This window comes from Nocardia sp. NPDC005825 (genome assembly GCF_040630175.1).
In the GTDB taxonomy this organism is placed as follows: Bacteria; Actinomycetota; Actinomycetes; order Mycobacteriales; family Mycobacteriaceae; genus Nocardia.
Genome location: NZ_JBEXXC010000001.1, coordinates 875,124 through 899,295 on the forward strand (window position 1 = coordinate 875,124; position 24,172 = coordinate 899,295).

General features: G+C 69.1%; 21 protein-coding genes. 4 read left to right on the plus strand and 17 right to left on the minus strand.

All coding sequences use genetic code 11. From position 1 onward, the window contains the following. Positions 1-108 precede the first annotated feature (108 nt). The 3 genes from ABZ382_RS04165 to pdxS form a co-directional block, all read right to left on the minus strand. Positions 109-549, minus strand: coding sequence for an SRPBCC family protein (locus tag ABZ382_RS04165; protein ID WP_357083671.1), 441 nt, complete (start codon positions 547-549; stop codon positions 109-111). Positions 550-638: 89 nt separating this feature from the next. Further along, positions 639-1,481 (minus strand): MHYT domain-containing protein, encoded by an 843-nt coding sequence (locus tag ABZ382_RS04170; protein ID WP_357083674.1) that lies wholly within the window; start codon positions 1,479-1,481, stop codon positions 639-641. Positions 1,482-1,820: 339 nt separating this feature from the next. Next, positions 1,821-2,723: a pyridoxal 5'-phosphate synthase lyase subunit PdxS gene (gene pdxS, locus ABZ382_RS04175; RefSeq protein ID WP_357083676.1), complete on the minus strand. Its 903-nt coding sequence runs from the start codon at positions 2,721-2,723 to the stop codon at positions 1,821-1,823. Between the two features lie 224 nt (positions 2,724-2,947). Here pdxS and ABZ382_RS04180 point away from each other — a divergent pair, with 224 nt between their 5' ends. Then, positions 2,948-4,225, plus strand: a complete 1,278-nt coding sequence (locus ABZ382_RS04180) for a hypothetical protein (RefSeq protein ID WP_357083679.1) — start codon at positions 2,948-2,950, stop codon at positions 4,223-4,225. 21 nt (positions 4,226-4,246) lie between these two features. Here ABZ382_RS04180 and ABZ382_RS04185 read toward each other — a convergent pair whose 3' ends face one another. The 10 genes from ABZ382_RS04185 to ABZ382_RS04230 form a co-directional block, all read right to left on the minus strand. Beyond that, complete coding sequence (locus ABZ382_RS04185; RefSeq protein ID WP_357083682.1) at positions 4,247-4,915, minus strand: hypothetical protein; 669 nt, start codon at positions 4,913-4,915, stop codon at positions 4,247-4,249. A gap of 109 nt (positions 4,916-5,024) precedes the next feature. Further along, positions 5,025-6,065: an NUDIX hydrolase gene (locus ABZ382_RS04190; protein ID WP_357084057.1), complete on the minus strand. Its 1,041-nt coding sequence runs from the start codon at positions 6,063-6,065 to the stop codon at positions 5,025-5,027. Next, on the minus strand, positions 6,065-7,189 hold the full coding sequence (locus ABZ382_RS04195) for a glycosyltransferase family 4 protein (protein ID WP_357083685.1): 1,125 nt from the start codon (positions 7,187-7,189) through the stop codon (positions 6,065-6,067). Before ABZ382_RS04195 ends, ABZ382_RS04190 begins: the two co-directional genes overlap by 1 nt. Next, the gene (locus ABZ382_RS04200) at positions 7,186-8,190 is read right to left on the minus strand and encodes a phosphatidylinositol mannoside acyltransferase (RefSeq protein WP_357084060.1); all 1,005 of its coding nucleotides are present in this window, start codon (positions 8,188-8,190) and stop codon (positions 7,186-7,188) included. Before ABZ382_RS04200 ends, ABZ382_RS04195 begins: the two co-directional genes overlap by 4 nt. Before the next feature lie 20 nt (positions 8,191-8,210). After that, entirely contained in the window at positions 8,211-8,882 is a 672-nt protein-coding gene (gene pgsA, locus ABZ382_RS04205; protein WP_357083687.1) for a phosphatidylinositol phosphate synthase, read from the minus strand. A 100-nt stretch (positions 8,883-8,982) separates the two neighbouring features. Beyond that, on the minus strand, positions 8,983-9,582 hold the full coding sequence (locus ABZ382_RS04210) for an HIT domain-containing protein (protein ID WP_357083690.1): 600 nt from the start codon (positions 9,580-9,582) through the stop codon (positions 8,983-8,985). Continuing rightward, complete coding sequence (gene thrS / locus ABZ382_RS04215) at positions 9,579-11,636, minus strand: threonine--tRNA ligase (protein WP_357083693.1); 2,058 nt, start codon at positions 11,634-11,636, stop codon at positions 9,579-9,581. Before thrS ends, ABZ382_RS04210 begins: the two co-directional genes overlap by 4 nt. 180 nt (positions 11,637-11,816) lie before the next feature. Next, a complete protein-coding gene (locus ABZ382_RS04220; RefSeq protein WP_357083696.1) occupies positions 11,817-12,623 on the minus strand; it encodes a (2Fe-2S)-binding protein in 807 nt (268 codons plus the stop codon). A 292-nt stretch (positions 12,624-12,915) separates the two neighbouring features. Further along, positions 12,916-15,123, minus strand: a complete 2,208-nt coding sequence (locus tag ABZ382_RS04225) for a bifunctional SulP family inorganic anion transporter/carbonic anhydrase (RefSeq protein ID WP_357083699.1) — start codon at positions 15,121-15,123, stop codon at positions 12,916-12,918. Between the two features lie 222 nt (positions 15,124-15,345). After that, the gene (locus ABZ382_RS04230) at positions 15,346-17,610 is read right to left on the minus strand and encodes a bifunctional SulP family inorganic anion transporter/carbonic anhydrase (protein WP_357083702.1); all 2,265 of its coding nucleotides are present in this window, start codon (positions 17,608-17,610) and stop codon (positions 15,346-15,348) included. Positions 17,611-17,939: 329 nt separating this feature from the next. Between ABZ382_RS04230 and ABZ382_RS04235 the strand changes: the two genes are divergently transcribed. Next, positions 17,940-18,989 carry an extracellular solute-binding protein gene (locus tag ABZ382_RS04235; RefSeq protein ID WP_357083705.1) on the plus strand — a complete coding sequence of 350 codons (1,050 nt, stop codon included), beginning with the start codon at positions 17,940-17,942 and terminating at the stop codon, positions 18,987-18,989. A 12-nt stretch (positions 18,990-19,001) separates the two neighbouring features. Here ABZ382_RS04235 and ABZ382_RS04240 read toward each other — a convergent pair whose 3' ends face one another. The 3 genes from ABZ382_RS04240 to ABZ382_RS04250 form a co-directional block, all read right to left on the minus strand. Then, a complete protein-coding gene (locus ABZ382_RS04240) occupies positions 19,002-19,382 on the minus strand; it encodes a DUF5313 family protein (protein WP_357083708.1) in 381 nt (126 codons plus the stop codon). A 3-nt stretch (positions 19,383-19,385) separates the two neighbouring features. After that, positions 19,386-21,218: a phosphoenolpyruvate carboxykinase (GTP) gene (locus tag ABZ382_RS04245; protein ID WP_357083711.1), complete on the minus strand. Its 1,833-nt coding sequence runs from the start codon at positions 21,216-21,218 to the stop codon at positions 19,386-19,388. A 95-nt stretch (positions 21,219-21,313) separates the two neighbouring features. Then, entirely contained in the window at positions 21,314-21,643 is a 330-nt protein-coding gene (locus tag ABZ382_RS04250; RefSeq protein WP_357083714.1) for a metalloregulator ArsR/SmtB family transcription factor, read from the minus strand. 133 nt (positions 21,644-21,776) lie between these two features. Between ABZ382_RS04250 and ABZ382_RS04255 the strand changes: the two genes are divergently transcribed. Further along, positions 21,777-22,589 carry an alpha/beta hydrolase gene (locus ABZ382_RS04255; protein ID WP_357083717.1) on the plus strand — a complete coding sequence of 271 codons (813 nt, stop codon included), beginning with the start codon at positions 21,777-21,779 and terminating at the stop codon, positions 22,587-22,589. A gap of 41 nt (positions 22,590-22,630) precedes the next feature. Continuing rightward, complete coding sequence (locus tag ABZ382_RS04260) at positions 22,631-22,975, plus strand: zinc ribbon domain-containing protein YjdM (protein WP_357083720.1); 345 nt, start codon at positions 22,631-22,633, stop codon at positions 22,973-22,975. A 19-nt stretch (positions 22,976-22,994) separates the two neighbouring features. Here ABZ382_RS04260 and ABZ382_RS04265 read toward each other — a convergent pair whose 3' ends face one another. Continuing rightward, the gene (locus ABZ382_RS04265) at positions 22,995-24,107 is read right to left on the minus strand and encodes an agmatine deiminase family protein (protein WP_357083723.1); all 1,113 of its coding nucleotides are present in this window, start codon (positions 24,105-24,107) and stop codon (positions 22,995-22,997) included. Positions 24,108-24,172 lie beyond the last annotated feature (65 nt).

The window sequence follows — 24,172 nt, forward strand, 5'->3', positions numbered from 1 at the left end:
CCCGACCGCGCCCGACGAGGTCCTGGTGGACATCGTCGACACCGTGTACCTGCCGCTGATCAGGGGCTATTCACTCACCGCCTGATCGGCGGGCAGCGCTGGAACCGGTTACGCGGCACCGGTTTCGAGCAGCGTCTTGGCGCGGTCCAGGCCCGCGACCTCCGCGGTCATCGTCTTCTGGACCGGGCCGCTCATCAACAGCCTCTTCAGACCCGACAACTCCGCCGACAGCGAGAACGTCACCTCGGTGGTGGCCTCGCCCACCGGCACGAAGGTGTAGGCGACCGTGGGCCGCAGCGGCCCGGCGATGCCGCGCAGCACCACAATCCGGTTCGGCTCGTACTCGGTGATCCGGACATCGGCGGGAATGCCGCGGCCGCCGGGCCCGGAGATCGTCTGCCGGTAGACGGTGCCCACGGCCGGTTCGCCCTCGGCGGTGATCTCCTTGACGCCGCTGCGCCACCGGGCGCTGTTGGTGGCGTCGGCGAAGTACGCGAAGACCTGGTCGATCGGGCGGGCAATGGTCACCGTGCGGGTCGCGGCGGGCATGACGGTCCTTTCACCGGGGTGGGCGGAGCGATGCTGGCGTTCATGACACCAGCATCTCGACCGTCAGGCCACGACCGTCGCGGTGTGTCTCACCACTGCCGATGCCGGGCCTCGAAGGTGTCGGTCGGGTACTCGTCGGCCGCCGGAGCGCTGCCCGCCCGGCGCGCGGGCCAGAACCGGCTGGCGTACTGCCCGCGGATGCGGCTCAGATCCGGCTCGTCGATCTCGGTGATCCCGACCTGGAACAGCAGGATCATGGTCGCCATGCTGACCGCGATGATCAACGGGGTGAGCAGCTGCGCGGGCTGGGCGCCCGACGGCGAGTGCATGTGCGCGGCCATGTGGGCGTGCATGGCGAACATGCCGGTGTAGTGCATGCCGCACACCGCGACTCCCATGATGAGCGCGGCGGCGATCGTGGAGATGATGCCGCTCACGTGCAGCGTGAACCACAGCGCCGCCGTGGCCGCGACCACCGCGATCACGATGGACAGCAACACCACCCACGGGTCGTAGGCCACCATCGCGTCGGTCTTCATCGCGTACATCCCCGAGTAGTGCATCGCCCCCACCCCGAGCCCCGTGATGGTTCCGCCGGTGATCAACGCGAACGCCTCCCCGCGCTGATGCACCACGATGTACAGCCCCAGCCACACCACCCCCATCGCGATGGCGGCACTGAGCAGGGTGATCGGCACGTTGTACCGAATGGTGCTGTCCTGCACCGAGAACCCGAGCATCGCGATGAAATGCATGACCCAGATCCCGGTCCCGCCGAGCGCGATCGCCCCGGTGATGATCCACCCGCCGTGCCCCTGCTGATTCCGCGCCCGCACCATGCACCGCAGTGCCAGCAACGATCCGGTGACGGACATGACATAGGCCAGAACGGGTGTCAGCCAGCCATAGGTGAAATGGTCGATCGCCAGCATGCGGGCTCCTTGCCAGAAACACGATATTTGACTGTTCACCGGTGAATCAGCCGAACACTAGCCACAAAACACCAGGTAGTAAATTTGCCGAACCCCACTGCCCGAAAAGCGATCACAGTTTGCCAGCCGGTATGCACGCAGGTAGCCACCGGTATGGGCCGTCCCCCGCTCCTCCGCGCGTCCCGTCTCCAGCCCTTGACAGCTAGCACCCACCCCGCAAACTCAAAAGGGCCGAAAGTCCCTCGCACACAATGAAAAACCGCCGGGTGGTCACGAGGACCACCCGGCGGTGTGAATCAGGCTGCGGCCGAATCGATTACCGGCCGCGCTCGGCGGGGACTACCAGCCGCGCTCGGCGAGGCGGTGGGGCTGGGGGATCTCCTCGACATTGATGCCGACCATGGCCTCGCCCAGGCCGCGGGAGACCTTGGCCAGGACGTCGGGGTCGTCGTGGAAGGTGGTGGCCTTGACGATGGCGGCGGCGCGCTCGGCCGGGTTGCCGGACTTGAAGATGCCGGAGCCGACGAAGACGCCCTCGGCGCCGAGCTGCATCATCATGGCGGCGTCGGCGGGGGTGGCGATGCCACCGGCGGTGAACATCACGACGGGCAGCTTGCCGGTCTCGGCGACCTCGCACACCAGCTCGTAGGGGGCCTGCAGTTCCTTGGCGGCCACGTACAGCTCATCCTTGGACAGCGAGGTCAGGCGGCGGATCTCGGCGCGGATGGTGCGCATGTGGGTGGTGGCGTTGGAGACGTCGCCGGTGCCGGCCTCACCCTTGGAGCGGATCATGGCCGCGCCCTCGGTGATGCGGCGCAGCGCCTCGCCCAGGTTGGTGGCGCCACACACGAACGGGACGGTGAAGGCGAACTTGTCGATGTGGTTGGCGTAGTCCGCGGGGGTCAGCACCTCGGACTCGTCGATGTAGTCGACACCGAGCGACTGCAGGATCTGCGCCTCGACGAAGTGGCCGATCCGGGCCTTGGCCATGACCGGGATGGAGACGGCGTTGATGATGCCGTCGATCATGTCCGGATCCGACATGCGGGACACGCCACCCTGAGCCCGGATGTCGGCCGGGACCCGCTCGAGCGCCATGACGGCGACCGCACCGGCGTCCTCGGCGATCTTGGCCTGCTCCGGCGTGACGACATCCATGATCACACCGCCCTTCAGCATCTCGGCCATGCCGCGCTTGACGCGGGCGGTACCGATCGTGGGGGTGGTGTCAGGCGAGGTCACGGCAAACTCCTGGGTCATGTGGGCCAATCGGATTGTTTGAATTCGAACACCGGCTCGGAATCGAACACCACGATTCTAGGCTGCGGGTTCAGGCCACTTCATAGCCAGTCCGACACGACTGGACTGCCTACCTGCGCCGGAATGACGGGCGTCACAATTCCGGGGCTACCGCGTCGCAAATACTCATTTGCCCGAACACGTCCCGCCCGCCAGGATCGAGGGCGATGACAAGTGAATTGCACGAGGTCCGCGCGCTGCTCGCCGCGGACGATGTGAGCGGCGCGGCGCGCACGCTGTGCCAGATCGCCGACACCCTCCCCATCCATGAATTGGCCTCGATCACAGCCGAATTGGCGGACCGCGCCGACCTGGACAAGCTCGCGTTGGCGGCACGGGCCGCCGCGGGAGCGCCGGACAACCCCGATGCCTGGACCATCTTCGGCTACGAGTGCATCGAATACGGCGTGCCGTTCGCCGCGATCCCGGCCTTACGGGAGGCTCTGCGCGCCGGCACCACCAAACCCAATCTGGCCCTCTCCGAACTGGTCACCGCGTTCGAGGACGAGTACCGCCACGCCGAGGCGGTCGAGGCACTGCTCGCGCACGAATCGATCCTGCGCCCCTACCCCGAGCGGTATCTGCTGACGTACGACTCGATCCTGGCGGGCGATCTGGACCGGGCTCGCACCGAGTTCGCGCGGCTGCCCGCACCCGAGAACGAGGACTGGCTGCCCGCCCGCGACCGCGTGCACCGGATGCTGCTCCGCGCGGACCGGGTCGCCCCGGTCAGCGCGCTGGACGGCGCCGACCTGCGCGGCTGGCAGTACACGCTCACCGGCGGCTACCTGGCGACCCTGTCGCCGTACGGTTTCGACGCCGGGATGACCGGCCGCTGGGCCTACCTGGGTGACCGGCTCGAACTGTGCCGCCACACCCTCGACCGGCTCGCTGTGATCCTGCGCTCCGCCGGGCTCGCACCGACCTCGGTGTCGTTGCTGCCGGGCCGGTCCGACCGGATCATCGGCTTGGCCGCGGCGGAACTGCTCGGTCTGCCGGTAGTCGAATTCGCGCCGGACCGGACCGACACGCTCGTCGTGGCCTACTCCCTCGCCGACCTGGACCCCGACCTGAGCCGCGCTCTCACCACCCGCGCGTCCGGGCAGATCCTGTTCGAGCACGCCACCTACTGGGTCCGGCCACCGGCGGTGGCCGCCGACATCAGCGGCCTGCTGTGCCAGGTGGCGGTGGAACCGTGGGGCCCGAACACCCGCCTGGGCGAGAACGGCCCGGAAACGGCGCCCGCCGATGCCCGCCCGGAGTCCGAGATCGCGCGGGAGATCGTGAAAGCCGACGGCACCCCGGACTCGGGCGACGACCGTACTCCGCCCGACCCCGACGAGGTTCTGGCCGATTTCGTCGCCGCGACCCGGGACACCTGGCTGCTGGGCGCCCGGACCCCGGTGAATTCACCGGGCCCGGTGCGCAGTTCGTTCTTCGGCTGAGCGCTCGCGACCGGTGAGCGTTCAGTCCAGCTGATAGAAGTAGCGGCTGGTGGGGACGAGGTCCAGGTTCAGGTGCGCCCCGAACCGGACCACGCTCTCCATCATGGCCGTGACCCGGCGCTGCAGTTCGGCGTCGTCGCCGCCGCTGCCGTAGAAGGCGTGCGCGCTGGTCATGGCGGCCATCGGGAACAGTTCCTCGACGAGCGCGTCGACCTGCTTGCCCTCGGTGAGGGCCTGGGCGACGGTGTTCTGCACGTAGCCGAAGGTGTCCTGGGTCTCGATGGCCACCGGGGTGTGCAGGACGTGCCAGTTGTGCAGCCACTCCTCGCGGGTGAGGTTCTCGGGGATCCGCAGGATGGCGATATTGGCCAGCGCGTCGGTGCGCTCGCCGTCGGCGACCTCGGGCGGTTCGATCGGGCGGCGCTCGTGCACGACCCACCCGTTGACGTCGTCGGCCACCGCCCGCAGCGCGGCGGTCACGGCCTCGTGGTCACCCTCGGTCCATACGCTGACGATGGCGTCGATCGGCGCGTCATAGGTGGTGTGCCGCACCTGGGCGGCCTCCACGTCGGCGTCCCGGACGTTCACCTGCAAGGCGCTGACGCCCAGCCCGGTCAGCTCCTTGCGCAGCTGCTCGCCGCGCAGCCGCTCCCCCAGATCCGCACCCCACAACGCGTACATCAACTTCATGCCGTAAGTCCTTGCCACCGATCACCATTGATCGGCCCACCGTAACCGCGGATCGGCCCCGGCGGACGGGGTTCGCGCCCGCGGTCCCACCCAGCGGACGCGCCCGGGGTCAGCGGATGGAACGGACTTCGGGATCGGTGTCGGAGTCGGCGGCGGTGATCGCCTCGGCGAGCAGATGATCGAGGTGGTACGGGTACACGGTTTCGCCCGAGTGGTCGAGGTGGGCGATATCGGTGGGGGTGCACCACTTGTTGCCGGTGATGGAACGGCGTTCGACGAAGTTCAGGTTGGTGGGGACCGGGTCGAAAGTCTTGGCGCGCAGCGCGAAGAAGAGTTCCTCGGAGCGGATCAGCTCCCCGTTGAACGGGAACACCGCGACGCGCCGCCACAACGGACCGCGCAGCGCCGACGAGTCGGCCGCGTGACCGGTCTCCTCGTAGAGTTCGCGGATCGCGGCCTCGCGCAACGTCTCCCCCGGATCGACGCCGCCGCCGATGGTGAACCAGAACGGCACATCCGGAACCTTCGGGTCGACGCCCTGCAACAGCAGGACCCGATCCTGCTCGTCGATCAGCACCACGCGGGCCGAGGTCCGGACGGTGTCGACCTCGAGGCCGGTCGAGGCGGCCGCGGTGACGCGTTCGGCGATCTCGAAGTACACCGGCAGCGGCGCGGTACCGCCGAGGTGCAGCCACCGGACCAGGCGTCGGGTGCGTAGGGCGAGGGTGTCGCGGACGGCGTCGTTGTGGAAGCGGCGGGCGATGAGCACCCGGGCCTCGGCGTCGGCCAGTTCGGCCACCAGCTGCGGCGGCAGCAACGCGATGTCGACCGCGGACAGCGCGGCGGCGAGCTGGTTCTCGACCGTCTCGCGGTCCCGCCAACTGGAGCGTTCGGCGCGGTCGGCCAGCGCGGTCAACCGCCGCGCCTGCTCGACCAGCGCCGGATCGTAGAGACCGGCCAGCGTGACCGCCACCGACCGCGCGACGACCGCGCGCCGGGCCAGCGCCGCGTCGAGCGCGTGGCGGGCCTGGTCGGTGCGCACGTGCAGCCGGTCGAGGCGGTTGGCGGTGGTGTACGCCCAGACCGCGGCGGTGATGACGGCCGCCGCGACGAGCGCGAGAACCAGAATGGTCGTCGCGGAGAAAGTGATCATCCGGCGGTCCTGACGCGCACGTCGCCGACGGTGACGGTCTCGTACACCCGCAGGATCTGCTCGGCCACGACCGGCCAATCGTATTCGCCGACAACCTGATTGGCGGTGCGGATGTACTCCTCGCGCCGCTCGTCGTCGGTGAGCATGGCGCTGATCGCCGCCGACAACCGCTCGGAGTCGCCGACCGGCACCAGCATGCCCGCGGTGCCGTCGCGCAGCACCCGGCGGAAGGCGTCCAGATCGCTGGCCACCACGGCGGTTCCGGCGGCCATGGCCTCCACCAGCACGATGCCGAAGCTCTCGCCACCCAGGTTGGGCGCGACGTACACGTCGGCGCTGCGCATCGCCGAGGCCTTCTCGGCATCGGTGACCTGGCCCAGGAACCGCAGGTGTCCCGCGTTCTCCCCGGCCTCACGGCGCAACCGGTCCTCGTCACCGCGCCCGACGATCAGGATCTCCACGCCGGGATGCCGGCGGACCAGCTCGGGCAGCGCGCCCAGCAGGACCTCCATGCCCTTGCGCGGTTCGTCGAACCGGCCCAGGAACAGCACCGACTTGCCGGGCTTCGGATAGCCGTCCAGCAGCGGCGCGTGCGCGAACGCGGGCACGTCGACCCCGTTGGGGATCTCGACCGCGTCGCCGCCGAGAGCTTCCACCTGCCAGCGCCTGGCCAGCTCGCTCACCGCGATCCGGCCGCTGATCTTCTCGTGGTACGGCCGCAGCACGCCCTGGAAGGTGCTCAGCACCAGCGATTTCGTGGTCGAGGTGTGGAAGGTGGCCACGATCGGCCCCTCCGCGATCTTCAACGCGAGCATGGACAGGCTGGGCGCGTTGGGTTCGTGGATATGCAGGACATCGAAGTCGTTGTCGGCGATCCAACGCCGGATGCGGGTGTAGGCGGTGGGTCCGAAGGACAGTCGCGCGACCGACCCGTTGTAGGGGATCGCGACCGCTTTACCGGCGGAGACCACGAAGTCGGGCAGCGGCGTGTCGTCGGCGGCGGGCGCGAGCACGCTCACCTTGTGGCCGCGCTCGATGAGCACCTGCGCCAGCTCCACGACATGCGACTGCACCCCGCCCGGAACGTCGAACGAGTACGGGCAGACCATGCCGATCTTCATAGTGCCCCTGTCCCCGGCTCCTCGGAGCCCCGTGCCCTCGGCTCACCCGAGTTCGTTGCCCGCTGCTCCCGAGAGCCCAGCGCCTGCTGCGCGGCCGCGATACGATCCAGCCTGGCCTGCGACAAATCACTCTTCCACACCGGCTGCAACATGTGCCAGTCGGCCGGATGGGCGGCGATATTGGCCGCGAACACGTCGGTCAGCGCCTGGGTGGCGGGGGCCATCCCGCCCGCCAGATCCAGGGCCTCGAACACCCGCATGCCCCAGCCCTCGCGGCCGTCGGCGTCGACGGTGAACCAGCAGTGCACCGGCAGCAGCGCCGCCCCGGTCTCCTGGGCGAGCTTGGCCGCGCCCGCCGGCAGCCAGCTGTCCGCGCCGAAGAACGTGACCGGCACGCCCTTGCCGGTGATATCGCGCTCCCCCATCAGGCACACGATCTTGTTGTCCCGCAACCGATCCGCCAACTGCGGGAACGGCGGCTGCTCGCCGCCGGTCAGCGGGAACACCTCGAAGCCGAGACTCTCCCGAAATTCGACGAACCTCTCGAACAACGACTCCGGCTTCAAACGCTCGGCGACAGTGGAGAACTGGCCGTAGTTCTGGACCAGCCAGACCCCGGCCATATCCCAGTTGCCCGAATGCGGCAGCACCAGCAGCACGCCCTTGCCGCGGGCCAGCGCGGCGTCGACGTGCTCGATGCCCGCCACGCGCAGCGACTCGCCCAGCGCGGCGTGGTCCATCGACGGCAGCCGGAACGCCTCACGCCAGTAGCGGGCGTAGGACCGCATGCTGTCGCGGATCAGGCTGTCCGGCACCAGGTCCGGCGTGGTGCCGAGCACCCGTGCCAGGTTCTTGCGCAGCTGGTTCGGATTGCCCCGGCGCGCGGCCTTGTTCGCCTTGCGGGCGGCGAGGTCCGCGCCCCGATCGAACAGGCGGCGCGCGGTGCGCTCGGGCAGGGCGCGGACCAGCCGCCATCCGGCCGCGTATGCCTTGTCGGTCATCGCGGACGTGAAATCGGTTGTCACCGCTGCGGTTCCTCCGGGGCCTGCGCCGCGGGGGCGATGATGTCGCGGGCCCCGGGCGAATTGCGAACCGCCAGCACCCGCTGGAAGACGGTGACGATGCTGAGCACGGCCAGGATGTACATGGCGACATACACCGCGTACGACAGCCATTCGATGCCGAAATAGCCACCGATACCGGTGAATCCGGCGCCGACCAGCACGATGACCAGCCGGTCGGGTCGCTCGATCAGGCCGCCGTCCGCCGAGAGCCCGCTGGCCTCCGCGCGCGCCTTGGCGTAGGAGATGACCTGCGAGGTCACCAGTACCACCAGCGTCGCCACGAACAGGTGCTTCGAGTGCTCGGTGTACACCGACCACCAGGCCAGCGCCGCGAAGATGGCGCCGTCGGCCACCCGGTCACACGTGGCGTCCAGCACCGCACCGTATTTCGTGCCGCCGCCGCGCGCGCGGGCCATGGCGCCGTCCAGCATGTCGAACATGACGAACAGCCAGATCACCATGGTTCCCCAGAACAGGTGATCGGTCGGGAACAGCGTCACCGCCGCGGCGATCGAGGCGGTGGTGCCGATGAGCGTCATGGCGTCGGGCGTCAGCCCCGTGCTCACCAGCGCTTTGCCCAGGGGCGCGGTCGCTTTGGCGAACGTCTCGCGACCGAAGAAGCTCAGCACGCTACGAACTCCCGGCCACTACCGCTCACGCGGTGCCCGTGGGGCATGAGCGGGGGCCCTCCATGGTCACGCTTCGCTACCGCCTCCGGGCCTGACCCGCTCATGCCGAATCCGCTTCCTTCCACGCCTGTGCCAGCAGCGCCCGGGTCTCCCGGAGCAGCTGCGGCATCACCTTCACTCCGCCGACGACGGTAATGAAGTTCGCGTCCCCACTCCAGCGCGGCACGATATGTTGATGCAGATGATCGGCGAGTGAACCCCCGGCAACGCCACCGAGATTCAGCCCGACATTGAAGCCCTCGGGCCGCGACACCTGCTTCATCACCCGGATCGCCTGCTGCGTGAACGCCATCAGCTCGGCGCTCTCCGCGGCGGTCAGGTCCTCCAGGTTGGCGACGCGACGGTAGGGCACCACCATCATGTGGCCGGGGTTGTACGGGTACAGGTTCAGCACCGCGTACACCGATTCACCGCGCGCGATGATCAGCCCGTCCTCGTCCGACATCTCGGGGATGTCGGTGAAGGGATGCCCGGTCTTCTTGGGCGCGTCGGCCTTCGGCTCGGCCGCGGTGTCGCGATCCTCGGCCTCGCCGGTGATGTAGGACATCCGGTACGGGGTCCACAACCGCTGCAGGCGATCCGGGTCCCCCGCACCGGTGTCCACGATCTGCTCGGGCACGGGCACGAATGCTTCGCTCATCGACCCGCCTTGCGGATCTCGAAGCCCTCCGCGGTCGGCGAGCTGTTCTCCCGCCGCTGCACCCAGTCCACGACGGTGGCGACCGCGTCGGCCACCGGCACGCCGTTGACCTGGGTGCCGTCGCGGAAGCGGAAGCTGACCGCGTCACCCTCCACGTCGCGCGCGCCGGCCAGCAGCATGAACGGCACCTTCTGCGCGGTCTGGTTGAAGATCTTCTTCTGCATGCGGTCGTCGCTGCGGTCGAGCTCGGCGCGAATCCCGTTGTCCTGCAACTGCTCGATCACCTTGTCCAGGTGCTCGGCGAACGCCTCGGCGACCGGGATGCCGACCACCTGCACCGGCGACAGCCACGCCGGGAACGCGCCCGCGTAGTGCTCGGTGAGCACGCCGAAGAAGCGCTCGATGGAACCGAACAGCGCGCGGTGGATCATGACCGGGCGGTGCTTGGCGCCGTCGGAGCCGGTGTACTCGAGCTCGAAACGCTCGGGCAGGTTGAAGTCGAGCTGGATGGTCGACATCTGCCAGGTGCGGCCCAGCGCGTCCTTGGCCTGCACGGAGATCTTCGGGCCGTAGAACGCGGCGCCGCCCGGATCCGGGACCAGCTCCAGACCGGAGTCGGTGGCCACCTTGCGCAGGGTCTCGGTGGCCTCCTCCCACAGCTCGTCGGAACCCACGAACTTCTTCGGGTCCTTGGTGGAGAGCTCCAGGTAGAAGTCGTCGAGGCCGTAGTCGCGCAGCAGCGAGAGCACGAACTGCAGCGTGGAGGTGAGCTCCGCGTGCATCTGCTCCTTGGTGCAGTAGATGTGCGCGTCGTCCTGCGTCATGCCGCGCACCCGGGTCAGGCCGTGCACGACGCCGGACTTCTCGTAGCGGTAGACCGAGCCGAACTCGAACATGCGCAGCGGCAGTTCACGGTAGGAGCGCCCGCGCGACCGGAAGATCAGGTTGTGCATCGGGCAGTTCATCGGCTTGACGTAGTAGTCCTGGCCGGGCTTGCGCACGGTGCCGTCCTCATTGAGTTCGGCGTCCAGATGCATGGCCGGGAACATGCCCTCGCGGTACCAGTCCAGGTGTCCGGAGACCTCGAAGAGGTGGCCCTTGGTGATGTGCGGGGTGTTGACGAACTCGTAGCCGGCGGCGGTGTGGCGGCGGCGCGAGTAGTCCTCGAGCTCCTTGCGGATGATGCCGCCCTTGGGGTGGAACACCGGCAGGCCCGAGCCCAGCTCGTCGGGGAAGGAGAACAGGTCCAGTTCCAGGCCGAGCTTGCGGTGATCGCGCTTCTCGGCCTCTTCGAGCAGGCGCAGGTGCTCGTCCTGGGCCTCGGTGGACTCCCAGGCGGTGCCGTAGATGCGCTGCAGGTCCTCGCGGGACTGGTCACCGCGCCAGTAGGCGGCCGAGGAGCGGGTCAGCTTGAACGCGGGAATGTACTTGGTGGTCGGCAGGTGCGGGCCGCGGCACAGGTCGCCCCAGATCTTCTCGCCGCTGCGCGGGTCCAGGTTGTCGTAGATGGTCAGCTCTTTGCCGCCGACCTCCATGACCTCTGGATCGTCGATGCCCGACTTGTCGGAGATGAGCTCGAGCTTGAACGGCTCCTTGGCCAGTTCGACCCGGGCCTCGTCGATCTCGACCACCCGGCGCGAAAACCGCTGCGCGCCTTTGATGATCTTCTTCATCCGGGACTCCAGCTTGGCCAGATCCTCCGGGGTGAAGGGACGGTCGACCTGGAAGTCGTAGTAGAAGCCGTCCTTGATGTACGGGCCGATGCCCAGCTTGGCCTCGGGGAACTCCTGCTGCACGGCCTGGGCCAGCACGTGGGCGGCCGAGTGCCGGATCACATTGCGGCCGTCGGGGGAATCGGCGGTGACGACCTCCACCTCGGTGTCCAGCTCGGGCACCCAGGTCAGGTCCTTGAGCGCGCCGTCGGCGTCGCGCACCACGAGCACCGCGTTCGCGCCCTTGCTCGGCAGGTCCGCCTCACGCACCGCGGCCCCGGCGGTAGTCCCAGCCGTGACCCGGACGCGGGCGACTGGGGTCTGCTGGGGTGAGGTGCTCACGGCTGGACACTCCTAAGGCGTTTCACGGCGGTGCTCGGTCCGCCGTACAGGTTGGACATGACGACCGGGCACCCCCTGGTGAAGGGCAGAGCCCCGGCGGCCACCACTCTATCGGCACGGTTGGCACCGCGCGCCGATGGACCACCCCAGCGTCACACGGTGTTCGGCCGCCCCGCGCCCTCAGCCGCGTGCGGCGACCTCGGCGAGCAGGACCTCGCGCTCGGCGGCGGGGCGCTTGGGGCAGCTGGTGCACATGGTGCAGCCGGGGACCTCGAAGACCAGGCAGCAGGAGATGCGGCGCACGAAGGTGCGGCCGCCGACATCCTGGAATCGAGGCACCGGCAGCCGCCCGGCCACGTCGCGGGCCAGCCGCGCGCCCGCCTCCTCGGCGCCGATGTCGAGGGCGCGATTGCCGATGGCGTCGGCCACGATCGCCCACAGTGCGGCCACGCCCGCGCCGGAGACCTCGGCGACCACGGGGATCACCCGGGACAGGGTGTGGCGCAGCGCGTGACCGACAGCAGCTGTCGCACAACCGCTTTCGGGTCCCGAGGCGCAGCCTTCGAGATTGGCGGCGGGGACTTCGGACTCGGTGACGCCGGCCGGTGCGGGCGTCAGCGGATCCACGAGCGAGGCGGCGGCCGCGTCCGGGGCCGTCACCGCGTCGGATCGGAGGGCGAGCAGGTGGGCGGCGATCCGGTAGCCGTGCGGTTCGCCCAGCACCCGCTCGACGCCGCCGTCCGGCCGCATCTCGAGGACGATGTGCTCGAGCGCGGGGTCGAACACGGGCGCATCGCTTGCGATCGCCGCGACGATCGGGTCCACCAGCGACGAGGCGGCCATGCACCACCACAGGGTGCCCGAGACCCGTGAGTCGGCAGTTCCCCACGAGATCCCCATGTCGGCGATCCGTTCGGCCAGCCACTCCGGCCGTAGCAGGTCGGTGCCCGGCGCGAGGGCCTGTGAAACGGGGGGCTGCGCAACCATTTCCATTCGACTCCGATCCGGCCGTTCACGGTGATTACTACCCACGATGTCACGTTTCCGCGCCGAAGTGGACGGCTCCCCCGCGACCTCCGGCGCACCCGATCAACTCGCGTTCACCGCGAGGCGCGCTCAGCGTACGGCGCGGGCCCGCCGCCGCCCGGCAGACGCGCCCGGACACGGTCGGCGGTTCCACGTCGCGCCCGGCCGCGCGATGTCCGCTTCACCCGAAAAGCGTGATGGCGCGGGCACTCCCAGCCGGGAGGCCCGCGCCATCAGGCGATGCGAGTGCCGATCAGTGGGTGTGCGCCAAGGCCGATAGCTCGGGGGCGTCGATCTCGCGGATGCCCGCCGAGGTCACCTCGAGCACCCGGGCGGTGCCGATGTCGAAGAACAGGCCCTTGATCTGCAGGCCGTGTTCGGCCATGGCGCGCCGGACCACGGGGTGGGCCCGCAGGGTGTCCAGCTGGACCGCCACATTGACGATGGAGAGCTGATCGTCCACGCCGTATCCGGCCCGGGCGGCCGCGGCGGCGACCGGGTCGTCGGGGTGGAAGCGGTCCAGGCTGGCGTGGCCGTGGACCAGCCAGTTGCCCAGGCCCGGGCCGGTGGGTCCGCCCGCGACCAGGGCTTTCATCGCCCCGCAGGCGGAGTGACCGCAGACCACGACATTGTCGACGCGTAGTTCCTCGATGGCGAACGACAGCGCCGCCTCGATGGAGGTGTCACGGCCACCGGGGACCACGAAGTTGCCGACATTGCGGATCGTGAACAGGTCACCGGGTCCGGTATTGGTGATCACGTTGGGCACGATCCGCGAATCCGCGCAGGTCAGGAAGAGCGAGTGCGGGTTCTGGACGTCGCGTAGCTCGTCGAGGTGCGGGCGCACCACGTGGGCGTTGCGGCGATGGAAGGCGGCGACGCCGTGGGTGATCGGGTTGCCGTCGTCCTCGCGCCAGGGGCGAAGCACGTCGTCGAGCAGGGTGCGGGCGCGGCCGCGGACCGGCGGGCCGTCCAGGGCGTGCGCCATGCGGGCGGTGCCGAGTTCCACGTATTCGACTGTGCCGCCGGTGTTCTCGTGCTGGTTGGCCCAGTCGTGGATGGCTTCGTAGGCGGCGTGGTCGAGGAAGTCGACGCTCAGTTCGACCAGCACGTCGGCGCCGGTCGGGACCTTGCCCAGTTCCGTGGACAGTTTCGGCAGCGCCAGGAAGGTGCAGGTGCCGTCTATGCTCACCAGCCAGCGATCGGTGCCGGCGACCTCGGCCGCGGTCACCGCCACGCGCACGACGCGCCACAGCAGCAGCCCGAAGGCCAGGACCAGGCCGATGATGACACCCTCGAGCAGGTTCAGGAACACCACGCCGAGCACGGTCACCACGTACACCAGCAGGTCGCCGGTGCGGCGGGCCAGCTTGATGTGGGCCAGCTTCACCAGCTGCACGCCGACCACGATGAGCAGACCGGCCAGCGCCGATTTCGGAATCTGCTGCACCAGTCCTACCAGCGCGACCGAGAACACCAGCACCCAGACGCCGTGCATCAGGGCGGAGGCGCGGGAGCGGGCCCCGGCCTGCACATTGGTGGCGCTGCGCACGATCACGCCGGTGACGGGCAGGCCGCCCAGGGTGCCGGAGATCATGTTGGCCGCGCCCTGACCGATCAGTTCGCGGTCGAAGTTGGTGCGCGGGCCGGTGTGCATCTTGTCCACCGCGACCGCCGACAGCAGGCTCTCCACGCTGGCGATCAGAGCGATGGTCAGGGCGGCGAGCACGACCGCGCCCCAGTTGCCGGACGGCATTCCGGGCAGGCCGATGGCGTCGAACAGCGAGCCGCTCAACACGATTCGCTCCGGGGAGCCGGGCAGCACCAGCGACAGCACGGTGCCGACGACGACCGCGACCAGCGGGCCGGGCAGCACCTTCACCTTGCCGGGCACGTACTTCCAGCCGAACATGATGGCCATCACGACCACGCCGATCAGGAAGTCGTCGCCGTGGATGCTGGTCAGCTCACCGGGGAGCTGAATCACGTTCTGCCAGGCCGAACTATGGGACGCGCCGCCGAGCAGCACATGCAGCTGCTGCAGCGCGATGGTGATGCCGATTCCCGCCAGCATGGCGTGCACCACGACGGGTGCGATGGCCAGGGCGGCGCGGGCAATTCGGCTGAGCCCGAACAGAATCTGGAGCAGACCGGCCAGGACGGTAATGAAACACGCCGTCTTCCAGCCGAATTGGGTGATGGTTTCGGCGACGACGACCGTCAGACCGGCCGCGGGGCCGCTGACCTGCAGCGGGGAACCGCCGAGCAGGCCGACCACGATACCGCCGACCACGGCGGCGATGAGTCCGGCCGCGATGGGCGCGCCGGAGGCGACCGCGATGCCGAGTGACAGCGGCAAGGCGACCAGGAAAACTACGAGGGACGCAGGCAGATCATGACGCAGCAGGCTGTCGAGCCTGCCATTGGATCTACCTGGCGGTGAATCGGTGTCGCGAGACATATCGCTCCTCAGCGAGCATGTACAGGGGCATCGAATAAAGACCGCGGACGGCGTTGGCCGCGCACTCACCGGACGAGCAAAGGCCAGGCTAAAGGTAAAGCCTTAGCAAAGTCTGAGAAAAACGCCGCATATTGCTAACGGGGCGTGAATCCGTCCGGATTCACGCCCCGTTAGCCGAAAAACCACGCGAACGCCCCAAATCTCCTGCGGGCACAGCACAACTCAGGCGGGGCAGGCCGCCGCTCGCGGGGGCTGGGCGACCCGGCCCACACCGTCGATCTCCGCGATGCCGTCCACCGTGACCTCCACCACCCGCGCCGTGGCGATGTCGAAGAACAGCCCCGACAACACCACCCCGCGCTCCTCGACCCCGCGCCGCACCACCGGATGCGCGTACAGCGTCTCCAGCTGCACCGCCACGTTCACCATGCCGAGCTGGTCGACCGGACCGAATCCGGCTGCGGCGGCGGCGATTCCGACCGGATGCCCGAGCCGGAACCGGTCCAGGCTGGGCCGGGCGTGCGCGAGCCAGTCGTCGAGCTGGGACCCGGTGACCAGTTCACTGTGCAGCGCGCTCATCGCGCCGCAGCCGGAGTGCCCGCACACCACCACCGAGCGCACATCGAGCTTGTCGAGGGCGTAGATCAGCGCGGCCTCCATGGACGAGTCCTGGGCGTCGCGCGGAACCAGATTGCCCACGTTGCGCACGGTGAACAGATCGCCCGGGCCGCTGTTGGTGATCACGTTCGGCACGATGCGCGAGTCGGCGCACGTGACGAAAAGCGAGTCCGGCTCCTGCCCGTCACGCAGCACACCCAGGTGCGGCCGCATGACGTGCGCGTGACTGCGGTGGTAGGCCGCCACACCCGCGACGATCGGGTCCACATCGGTGGCGGTGCGCCGCCACGGCCCGAGCACCTCGTTGAGCAGGTGCCGCGAATGCCCGCGCGCGGACGGACCGGCCGCGGCATCGGCCATGCGGACCGCGCCGACCTCGATGAACTCGACCGTGCCGCCGTCGGCGCGATGCTGATCCACCCATTCCTGCAGGGCGTCGTAGGCGGCGTGGTCCAGGAAGTCGACCGTCATCTCCAGCACCACATCCGCGTTCGGCGGCACCTTGGCGAGTTCACTGGTGAGCTCGGGTAAGGCCAGGAAGGTGAAGCTGCCGTCCACCGTGACCCGCCAGCGCACGGCGTCGGTCCCGCCCAGCGCGACCTCCTCGGCGGTCACCGTCACCCGCACCACCCGCCACAGCAGCAGCGCGAAGGCCAGGGCGAGACCGACCACCATGCCCAGCAACAGATTCCAGAACACCACCACGAACACGGTGGCCGCGTACACCACCAGATCGCCGGTGCGCTGGGCCCGCCGGATATGGGCCAGTTTGATCAGCTGGATGCCGACCACGATGAGCAGCCCGGCCAGCGCCGCCTTGGGAATCGAGCGCGCCACCCCGACCAGCGCCACCGAGAACAGCAGGATCCACAGCCCGTGCAGCATGGTCGAGGCCCGGGTGCGCGCTCCCGCTTTGACATTGGTGATGCTGCGCACGATGACCGCGGCCACGGGCAGACCGCCGATCAGGCCGGAGACCACGTTGGCCGCGCCCTGCCCGATCAGCTCGCGATCCAGATCGGTTCGGCGAGTGGCGTTCTGACGCATCCGGTCGACCGCGACGGCCGATAGTAGGGTCTCCACGCTGGCGATGAGCGCGATGGTCACCGCCATCAGGGCGATGGCGGCCCAGCTGCCGTGCGGCAGCTGCGGCAGCCGCAGTTCGTCCAGCAGCGATCCGTCGATGGTGATGTGCTCGACACGCACCGGCAGCAGCCGGGCCAGCACGGTGGCGACCAGGACCGCCGCCAGCGGCGCGGGCACCTTGCGCACGGGTTCGGGCACGTGCCGCCAGCCGACCAGGATGGCGATCACGACCAGTCCGATGCACAGGTCACCGGCCTTCACCGAGGCCAGCTGGTGCGGCAGCCCGGCGATGGCGGCCCAGGACGAGGTCAGGGTGTCGCCGCCCAGCAGCACGTGCACCTGCTGCAGGGCGATGACGATGCCGATCCCGGCGAGCATGGCGTGCACCACGACCGGCGCGATGGCGAGCACGCCGCGCGCGATCCGGCTGAGCCCGAACAGGATCTGTAGTCCGCCGGCCAGCATGGTGATGAAACAGGTGGCGGCCCAGCCGAACTGGCTGATGGATTCGGCGACCACCACGGTCAGCGAGGCGGTGGGCCCGCTGACCTGTAGCACCGAGCCGCCGCAGAGCGCGGCGACCACCCCGCCCACCACCGCGGCGATGAGTCCGGCGGCGACGGGGGCGCCCGCGGCCACCGCGATGCCGATCGACAGCGGCAGCGAGACGAGGAAGACGACGAGTGACGCCGGGAGGTCGTGGCGGACCAGGGTGGCCCACGAGTCCCGGCGTGGAGGGCCGGGAAGCGACGTCCGTGGAGGCTGATCGGTGTCGGTGGACATATTTCTCCTTCGCCGGCACGGCGGAGCCGCCCGGTTCATCGGTCAACATGTACTGGCATCGAGAGGCAGCGGCGGGCGAGGCTGGAGAACCACGACGCTTGGCAGAACGCGGGTAAGCGTAAAGACAAGGCAAAGGAAACGAAAAGCGTTTGCGGCGATTGATGCGAACCGCTACCAAACTGTGACACAGCTCACGTGTTCGCGCGAATCGGATATCACCGACTGTTCACCCGAAACACCCTGTGGGTTCGCCCGCGATGCCTACTGTGCGCGCGAGATTGCTGTGGAACCCGGAGTGAGTCGGGGTCCTTCGGAAAGGGTCCCGCGGAATGTCGCTCCCCCGCCGTGTCGTCATCGCGGCCGTCGCGCTCGCGACCCTGTCCACCGCCGCCTGCGGCAAGCCCCCGGAGCCGAGAACGGTTCCGGCGGCGACCAGTTCGTGGACCGCGCCGCCCGGGCTGCGCGGCGAGCTGACCCTGTACTCGGCCAACCCGCAGGACCTCACCGACGAGCTGGTGGCCGCCTTCACCAGGGCCTCCGGGGTCAAGGTCACCGTGTTCAGCGCCGAGACCGGCAAGATCACAGCCAAGCTCGACAAGGAGGGCCCGAATCCGGCCGCCGACGTGGTGTACCTGGCGTCGTGGACGCCCGCCGCCCAGTACGACCTCGACGGCCGCACCCTGCCCTACACCCCGCGCGGCGCGGACCGCGTGCACGACGGGTGGATCGGCAAGAATCACGGCTTCCTGGGCCGCGACGGGTCCGCGCTGACCATGGTGGTCAATACCAAGGCGTCCCCGCGCCTGCCCAACGACTGGGCCGACCTGGCCGCGCCGGAGTTCCGCGGCAAGGTGATCATGCCCGACCCCCGCGAATCGGGCACCGCCCGCGACCTGCTGGCGGCCATGGTCAGCGCGTGGGGCAAGGACGACACCTGGGCCGTCTTCGACGCGCTGTTCGCCAACGGCATGGTGGTGCGCGGCGGCAACGGTCCCGCCCTCGACGAGGTCAGCACGGGCAATGGGTGCGCGGTGATTCTCGGCGGCGTCGACTACGCGGCCTACGACGCGGCCGCCAAAGGCGTTCCGCTGCGGGTCATCTCGCCCGCCTCGGGCACCATCGTGACGCCGCGCCCGGTCTTCATCCTGAACACCACCAAGAACCCCGCCGCCGCGAAGGCCCTGGTGGACTACATGTTCACCCCCGAGGCCCAGCAGATCTCGGCGGCCCACAGGATGATTCCCGCCCGCACCGACATCCCGGTGGCCCCGGGCACCCGCACCTACGCCGAGGTCAAGCAGCTGCCGTTCTCCTGGGATCAGATCAAAGGCAACGGCGCGGCGATCCTCGCCGAGTTCGTCCAGCGCTACCTGCGCTGACCCCGCGCGACCTCAGCCCCGGCCGTGCGCCCGCTCGTAGGCCGCGCGGGCGTCGGCGGCGCGGGCGCGTTCGCGCTGATCGGCCAGATCCGGGTCCAGGCCGTGCTTGGCCAGGCGGGCCCGGCGGAACACGTACATCAGCGCCGCGGTGAAGTAGATGAGCGGCAGATACAGCAGCGCCATCATCGACGCCCCCATCCACAGCGGCCCCGGAATCAGCAGGAACAGGCACAGCGGCGGAATGATCGGGATCAGGATGCGCAGCATGTACCGGCGGGCCGCGCCGCGCCCGGTCAGATCCTCGATCACCCAGGGGTGCATCGACGCGGGCAGGGCGCCGCCCGCGATATAGCGCAGGCGCTGCCAGAGATTCGGGGTGTCGTTCGTGCTCATCGGTCAGAGCGCCTCGGCCAGACGCACTTTCAGCGCGGCCAGTTCGGCGCGCAGGGCGTCGGGCAGGCGGTTGCCGCCGATGCTCGCGTACCACTCGTCGATGGATTCCAGCTCGCGCACCCACTCCTCGACGTCCACGGCCAGGGCGGCGTCGGCCAGGCCGCGGTAGCCCGCGCCCAGTCCCTCGAGGTCGAGCGCCTCGGCGGTGGGCACGTAGCCGATGGGGGTGCGCACGGCGTCGGCGGCGCCGTCCAGGCGCTCGAGCGCCCACTTCAGCACGCGCACGTTGTCGCCGAAGCCGGGCCATAGGAACTTGCCGTCGGCGCTGCGCCGGAACCAGTTGACCTGGAAGATCTTCGGCAGTTGCGCGCCCTCACGCGCACCCATGGCCAGCCAATGCGCGAAGTAGTCGCCCACGTGATAGCCCAGGAACGGCAGCATGGCCATGGGGTCGCGGCGCACCACGCCGACCGCGCCCGCCGCGGCCGCGGTGGTCTCCGAGGACAGCACCGAGGCGGTGAACACGCCGTGCGCCCAGTCGAACGACTCGGCGACCAGCGGGATGGTGGTGGCGCGGCGGCCGCCGAAGAAGATGGCCGAGATCGGCACGCCGCGCGGGTCGTTCCATTCCGGGGCCACCGACGGGCACTGCTCGATCGGGGTGCAGTAGCGCGAGTTCGGGTGCGCGGCCGGGGTTCCCGATTCCGGGGTCCAGTCGTTGCCGCGCCAGTCGATCAGGTGCGCGGGCGGCTGGTCGGTCAGGCCCTCCCACCAGGCGTCGCCCTGGTCGGTGCGGGCGGTGTTGGTGAAGATGGAGTTGCCCGCCTCGATGGTGGCGATGGCATTGGGGTTGGTCTTGGCGCCGGTTCCCGGTGCGACGCCGAAGAATCCGGCCTCCGGGTTGACCGCGTAGAGCCGTCCGTCGGCGCCCAAGCGCATCCAGGCGATGTCGTCGCCCACGGTCTCGGCCTTCCAGCCGGGCAGGGTGGGTTCGAGCATGGCCAGGTTGGTCTTGCCGCACGACGACGGGAACGCGGCCGCGATGTAGTGCGTCTTCCCTTGCGGCGAAGTCAGTTTCAGGATGAGCATGTGCTCGGCCAGCCACCCCTCGTCGCGGCCGATCACCGAGGCGATGCGCAGCGCGAAGCACTTCTTGCCCAGTAGCGCGTTGCCGCCGTAGCCGGACCCGTAGCTCCAGATGGTGCGGGTCTCGGGGAAGTGCGCGATGTACTTGGTCTTGTCGCACGGCCACGGCACGTCGGCCTGGCCCTCCGACAGCGGCGCGCCCACCGAGTGCAGGCACTTCACGAATTCGGTGCCGGGGGTGAGCTGTTCCCAGACCTGCGCGCCGGAGCGGGTCATGATCTGCATCGAGACCGCCACGTACTCCGAATCGGTGATCTGCACACCGTATTTCGGCTCCCCGGCGTCGAGCGGGCCCATACAGAAGGCGATCACGTACATGGTGCGCCCGGCCATCGCGCCGCGGTAGTGCTCGGTCAGCACGGTCCGCATGTCGACCGGATCCACCCAGTTGTTGGTGGGCCCGGCGTCGCTCTCGCGCTCGGAGCAGATGAAGGTCCGGTCCTCCACCCGCGCCACGTCGTCCGGATCGGAGACGCACCAGAAGGAGTTGGGCTTGGCGGGCAGCGGGACGAACGTGCCCTTGGCCACCAGGTCCGTGGTGAGCCGGTCCCATTCGACGCGGGACCCGTCGCAGTAGACGATCCGCTCGGGCGCGGTCAGCTCCGCGACCTCGGCGACCCAGGCCGCGATGTCCGGGTGCGCGGTCGGGGCCGCGGTGGAGGCGACGGTGGCGGTAGGACGTTCGGGCACGACGAACCTCTCTTCACGAAACAACTAGGTTTTCATTTTAGAAAACATGCAATCAGTTGGTGGGCGGACCCCCGGAAAAACCGTGGGCCTCGCGGCTATGCGGAGTGTTCGAGCGCCTCCGCCTGGCCGGTGACCACGCCGGTGAGGATGGCCCGCGCGACCGCCAGCAGCTCCGCGACCTGCGGCGAAGTGAGTTCGTAGGTGACCGAGAGGCCTTCGCGGCGGGCCGAGACCAGCCCGGCGCGGCGCAGAATCGACAGCTGCTGCGACAGATTCGCTGCCTCGACGCCGATCTCGGTCAGCATCTCCGAGACCGCGTACTCGCGCCGGCTCAGCAATTCGAGGACCCGGATCCGCACGGGATGGCCGAGCGTCTTGAAGAAATCCGCCTTCATTTGATAGAGCGGCCGTTGCAGTCCTGGCATGTCGCGAGCCACTCCTTCCGAGGGCGGATGGGCATCCGGATACGCTGCCCGACCCGGTGATTGCAGAGTTTAGCAAACAGGACAATCATGCTAGGTTCGGTCGTTCCCCGGACCGCCCACAGGAAGACCGAACGTGCCCATCGCCACCCTCAATGGGATTCGCCTCAACTACGACGTCACCGGCAACGGACCCCTGGTCGTCCTCGTCATGGGCACCGGCAGCCCGGGCCGGGTCTGGCGGACCTACCAGGTCCCGGCCCTGGTGAAGGCGGGTTTCCGGGTCGCCACCTTCGACAATCGCGGCATCGCGCCCTCGGAGGAGAGCGCCCACGGCATGCGGATCGAGGACCTGGTCGCCGACACCGCGGCGCTGATCGAACTGCTCGGCGGTCCGGCGCACGTGGTGGGCACCTCGCTGGGCGCGCGCGTCACCCAGGAACTCGCGCTGGCCCGCCCGGATCTGGTGACCAAGGCCGTCATGCTGGCCACCACCGGCCGCTCGCATCCCCTGGCCAGCACCCTGAACAAGGGTGAGCAGGCGCTGCAGCAGCAGGGCGTGAAACTGCCGCCGGAGTACGCGGCCGCGGTCAAGGCGATGCTGAACCTGTCCCCCGCGACCCTCCAGGCCGACGACTCCGCGCAGCAGTGGCTCGACATCTTCGAGTACTCCGCGAGCGTCGCGCCCGGACCGGGCGTGCTCGCGCAGATGCGCATGGACCGGACCGGCAACCGCCTGGCCGACTACGCCCGCATCACCGTCCCCAGCCTGGTGGTCGGATTCGCCGACGACCGCATGCTGCCGCCGATGTTCGCCCGCGAGGTGGCCGAGGCGATTCCGGGTGCGCGGTACGTGCAGCTCGAGAAGTGCGGCCACTACGGGTATCTGGAGCAGCCCGAAGCGGTCAACAGCGCCATCATCGACTTCCTCACCGGCGCCCACGCCTGAGCCCCGACCACTTCCGTCCACCACCCGCCGAGGAGCCGATCGTGTCCGACTCGCTGCCGCCGTGTCCCGCCTGTTCCAGTGAATACACCTACGAGGTGGGCGGATTGCTCACCTGCCCGGAGTGCGCGCACGAATGGACCGTCGAGACCGAGGCGGCGGCCGAGGACGGCGTGATCCGGGACGCGGTCGGCAACGTCCTCGCCGACGGTGACACCGTCACCGTGATCAAGTCGCTCAAGGTGAAAGGCAGCCCCACCGGCATCAAGGCGGGCACCAAGGTCCGCAATATCCGCCTCGTCCCGGGCGTCGGCGACCACGACATCGACTGCAAGGTCGACGGCATCGGCGCCATGCAGCTGAAATCCAGTGTGGTGAAGAAGGTCTAGAGCCGACCTCGCCCACGGGTCAGTCGACGGGTTCCTGCTGGGTGGTGCAGTGGATGCCGCCCCCGCCCGCGGCGATGGCGTCGATATTGATCTGCACCACCCGGCGATCCGGAAACAGCCGGGCCAAGGTGGAGTAGGCGGCCGAATCGGCTTCCGCGTCACCGAATTCCGGGGCGATGACGCCGCCGTTGCAGACGTAGAAGTTGATGTAGCCGGCAGCGAAGTCGTCGCCCGCGCCGCGATAGCGCAGATCGACCGGCGCTTCGAGGGTTTCGATCTCGAGCGGGCGTCCCTGCGCGTCGGTGGCGTTGTGCAGAATCTCGAGGTGGCGGCGGGTGACGTCGTAGTCGAAGGACTCCTCGTTGTTGTCCAGCGCCGCGACCACGACGCCCGGGCGGGCGAAGCGGGCGTAGAAATCGGTGTGGCCGTCGGTGATGTCCTGCCCGGCGATGCCCGGTAGCCAGATCACCTTCTTGATGCCCAGCAGATGGTCGAGCTCGGCCTCCACGTCGGCCTTCTTCCAGCCGGGATTCCGATTCGAGTTCAGCACACAGGATTCGGTGATGAGCGCGGTGCCCTCGCCGTCGACCTCGATGCCGCCGCCCTCGAGCACCAGATCGGTATGGGCGGTCTCGACGCCGGCGCGGCCGTCGACGATGGTGGCGACCTTGCTGTCGCGCTTGTGCTGCTGTTTGCCGCCCCAGCCGTTGAAGTTGAAGTCGACACCGGACTTGCCGTGATTGCCGTGCACGAACACCGGTCCGGTGTCACGCATCCAGAGGTCGTCGAGGTCGGCCACGATCAGTTCCACGTTCGCGCCGCCGATCAGCCGGCGGGCCAGATCGAGCTCGTCCTGGCGCACCAGCATGGACACCGGCTCGAAGCGGGAGATGGTGGAGGCGATGGTGGCCAGGTTCTCGCGCACCTGCGGCAGCAGCTGCCGGCCCCAGATCGCTTCGCTCGCACCGAAAGCCATCCAGGTGCGCTTGTGCGGCGCGCCCTCGTCCGGCATCACGCCGGAGTGACCCTCGTGGGACGAGCCCGTCGAGGGCTCGCCGTCGAACCACGACGAGATGGATCCTTCACAGCCCGCGAGCAGCAGCCCGCCCATCGTCAAGATCCCCGTTCGCATGAACCGGCGTCGTCCTTGCATTGCACTGTCTCCTTTGAAAGAAGGCCCGGCGCGGCGTTTCCCTC

Bases quoted from the DNA above. Each gene is read 5' to 3' on its own strand.
- ABZ382_RS04170 (WP_357083674.1), bottom strand. From the start codon at position 1,481: ATGCTGGCGATCGACCATTTCACCTATGGCTGGCTGACACCCGTTCTG.
- ABZ382_RS04210 (WP_357083690.1), bottom strand. From the start codon at position 9,582: ATGAGCGAAGCATTCGTGCCCGTGCCCGAGCAGATCGTGGACACCGGT.
- ABZ382_RS04240 (WP_357083708.1), bottom strand. From the start codon at position 19,382: ATGAGCACGAACGACACCCCGAATCTCTGGCAGCGCCTGCGCTATATC.
- ABZ382_RS04200 (WP_357084060.1), bottom strand. From the start codon at position 8,190: ATGACCGACAAGGCATACGCGGCCGGATGGCGGCTGGTCCGCGCCCTG.
- ABZ382_RS04180 (WP_357083679.1), top strand. From the start codon at position 2,948: ATGACAAGTGAATTGCACGAGGTCCGCGCGCTGCTCGCCGCGGACGAT.
- ABZ382_RS04265 (WP_357083723.1), bottom strand. From the start codon at position 24,107: ATGCGAACGGGGATCTTGACGATGGGCGGGCTGCTGCTCGCGGGCTGT.
- ABZ382_RS04165 (WP_357083671.1), bottom strand. From the start codon at position 549: ATGCCCGCCGCGACCCGCACGGTGACCATTGCCCGCCCGATCGACCAG.
- ABZ382_RS04250 (WP_357083714.1), bottom strand. From the start codon at position 21,643: ATGCCAGGACTGCAACGGCCGCTCTATCAAATGAAGGCGGATTTCTTC.
- ABZ382_RS04235 (WP_357083705.1), top strand. From the start codon at position 17,940: ATGTCGCTCCCCCGCCGTGTCGTCATCGCGGCCGTCGCGCTCGCGACC.
- ABZ382_RS04185 (WP_357083682.1), bottom strand. From the start codon at position 4,915: ATGAAGTTGATGTACGCGTTGTGGGGTGCGGATCTGGGGGAGCGGCTG.
- ABZ382_RS04225 (WP_357083699.1), bottom strand. From the start codon at position 15,123: ATGTCTCGCGACACCGATTCACCGCCAGGTAGATCCAATGGCAGGCTC.
- ABZ382_RS04220 (WP_357083696.1), bottom strand. From the start codon at position 12,623: ATGGTTGCGCAGCCCCCCGTTTCACAGGCCCTCGCGCCGGGCACCGAC.
- ABZ382_RS04230 (WP_357083702.1), bottom strand. From the start codon at position 17,610: ATGTCCACCGACACCGATCAGCCTCCACGGACGTCGCTTCCCGGCCCT.
- ABZ382_RS04195 (WP_357083685.1), bottom strand. From the start codon at position 7,189: ATGAAGATCGGCATGGTCTGCCCGTACTCGTTCGACGTTCCGGGCGGG.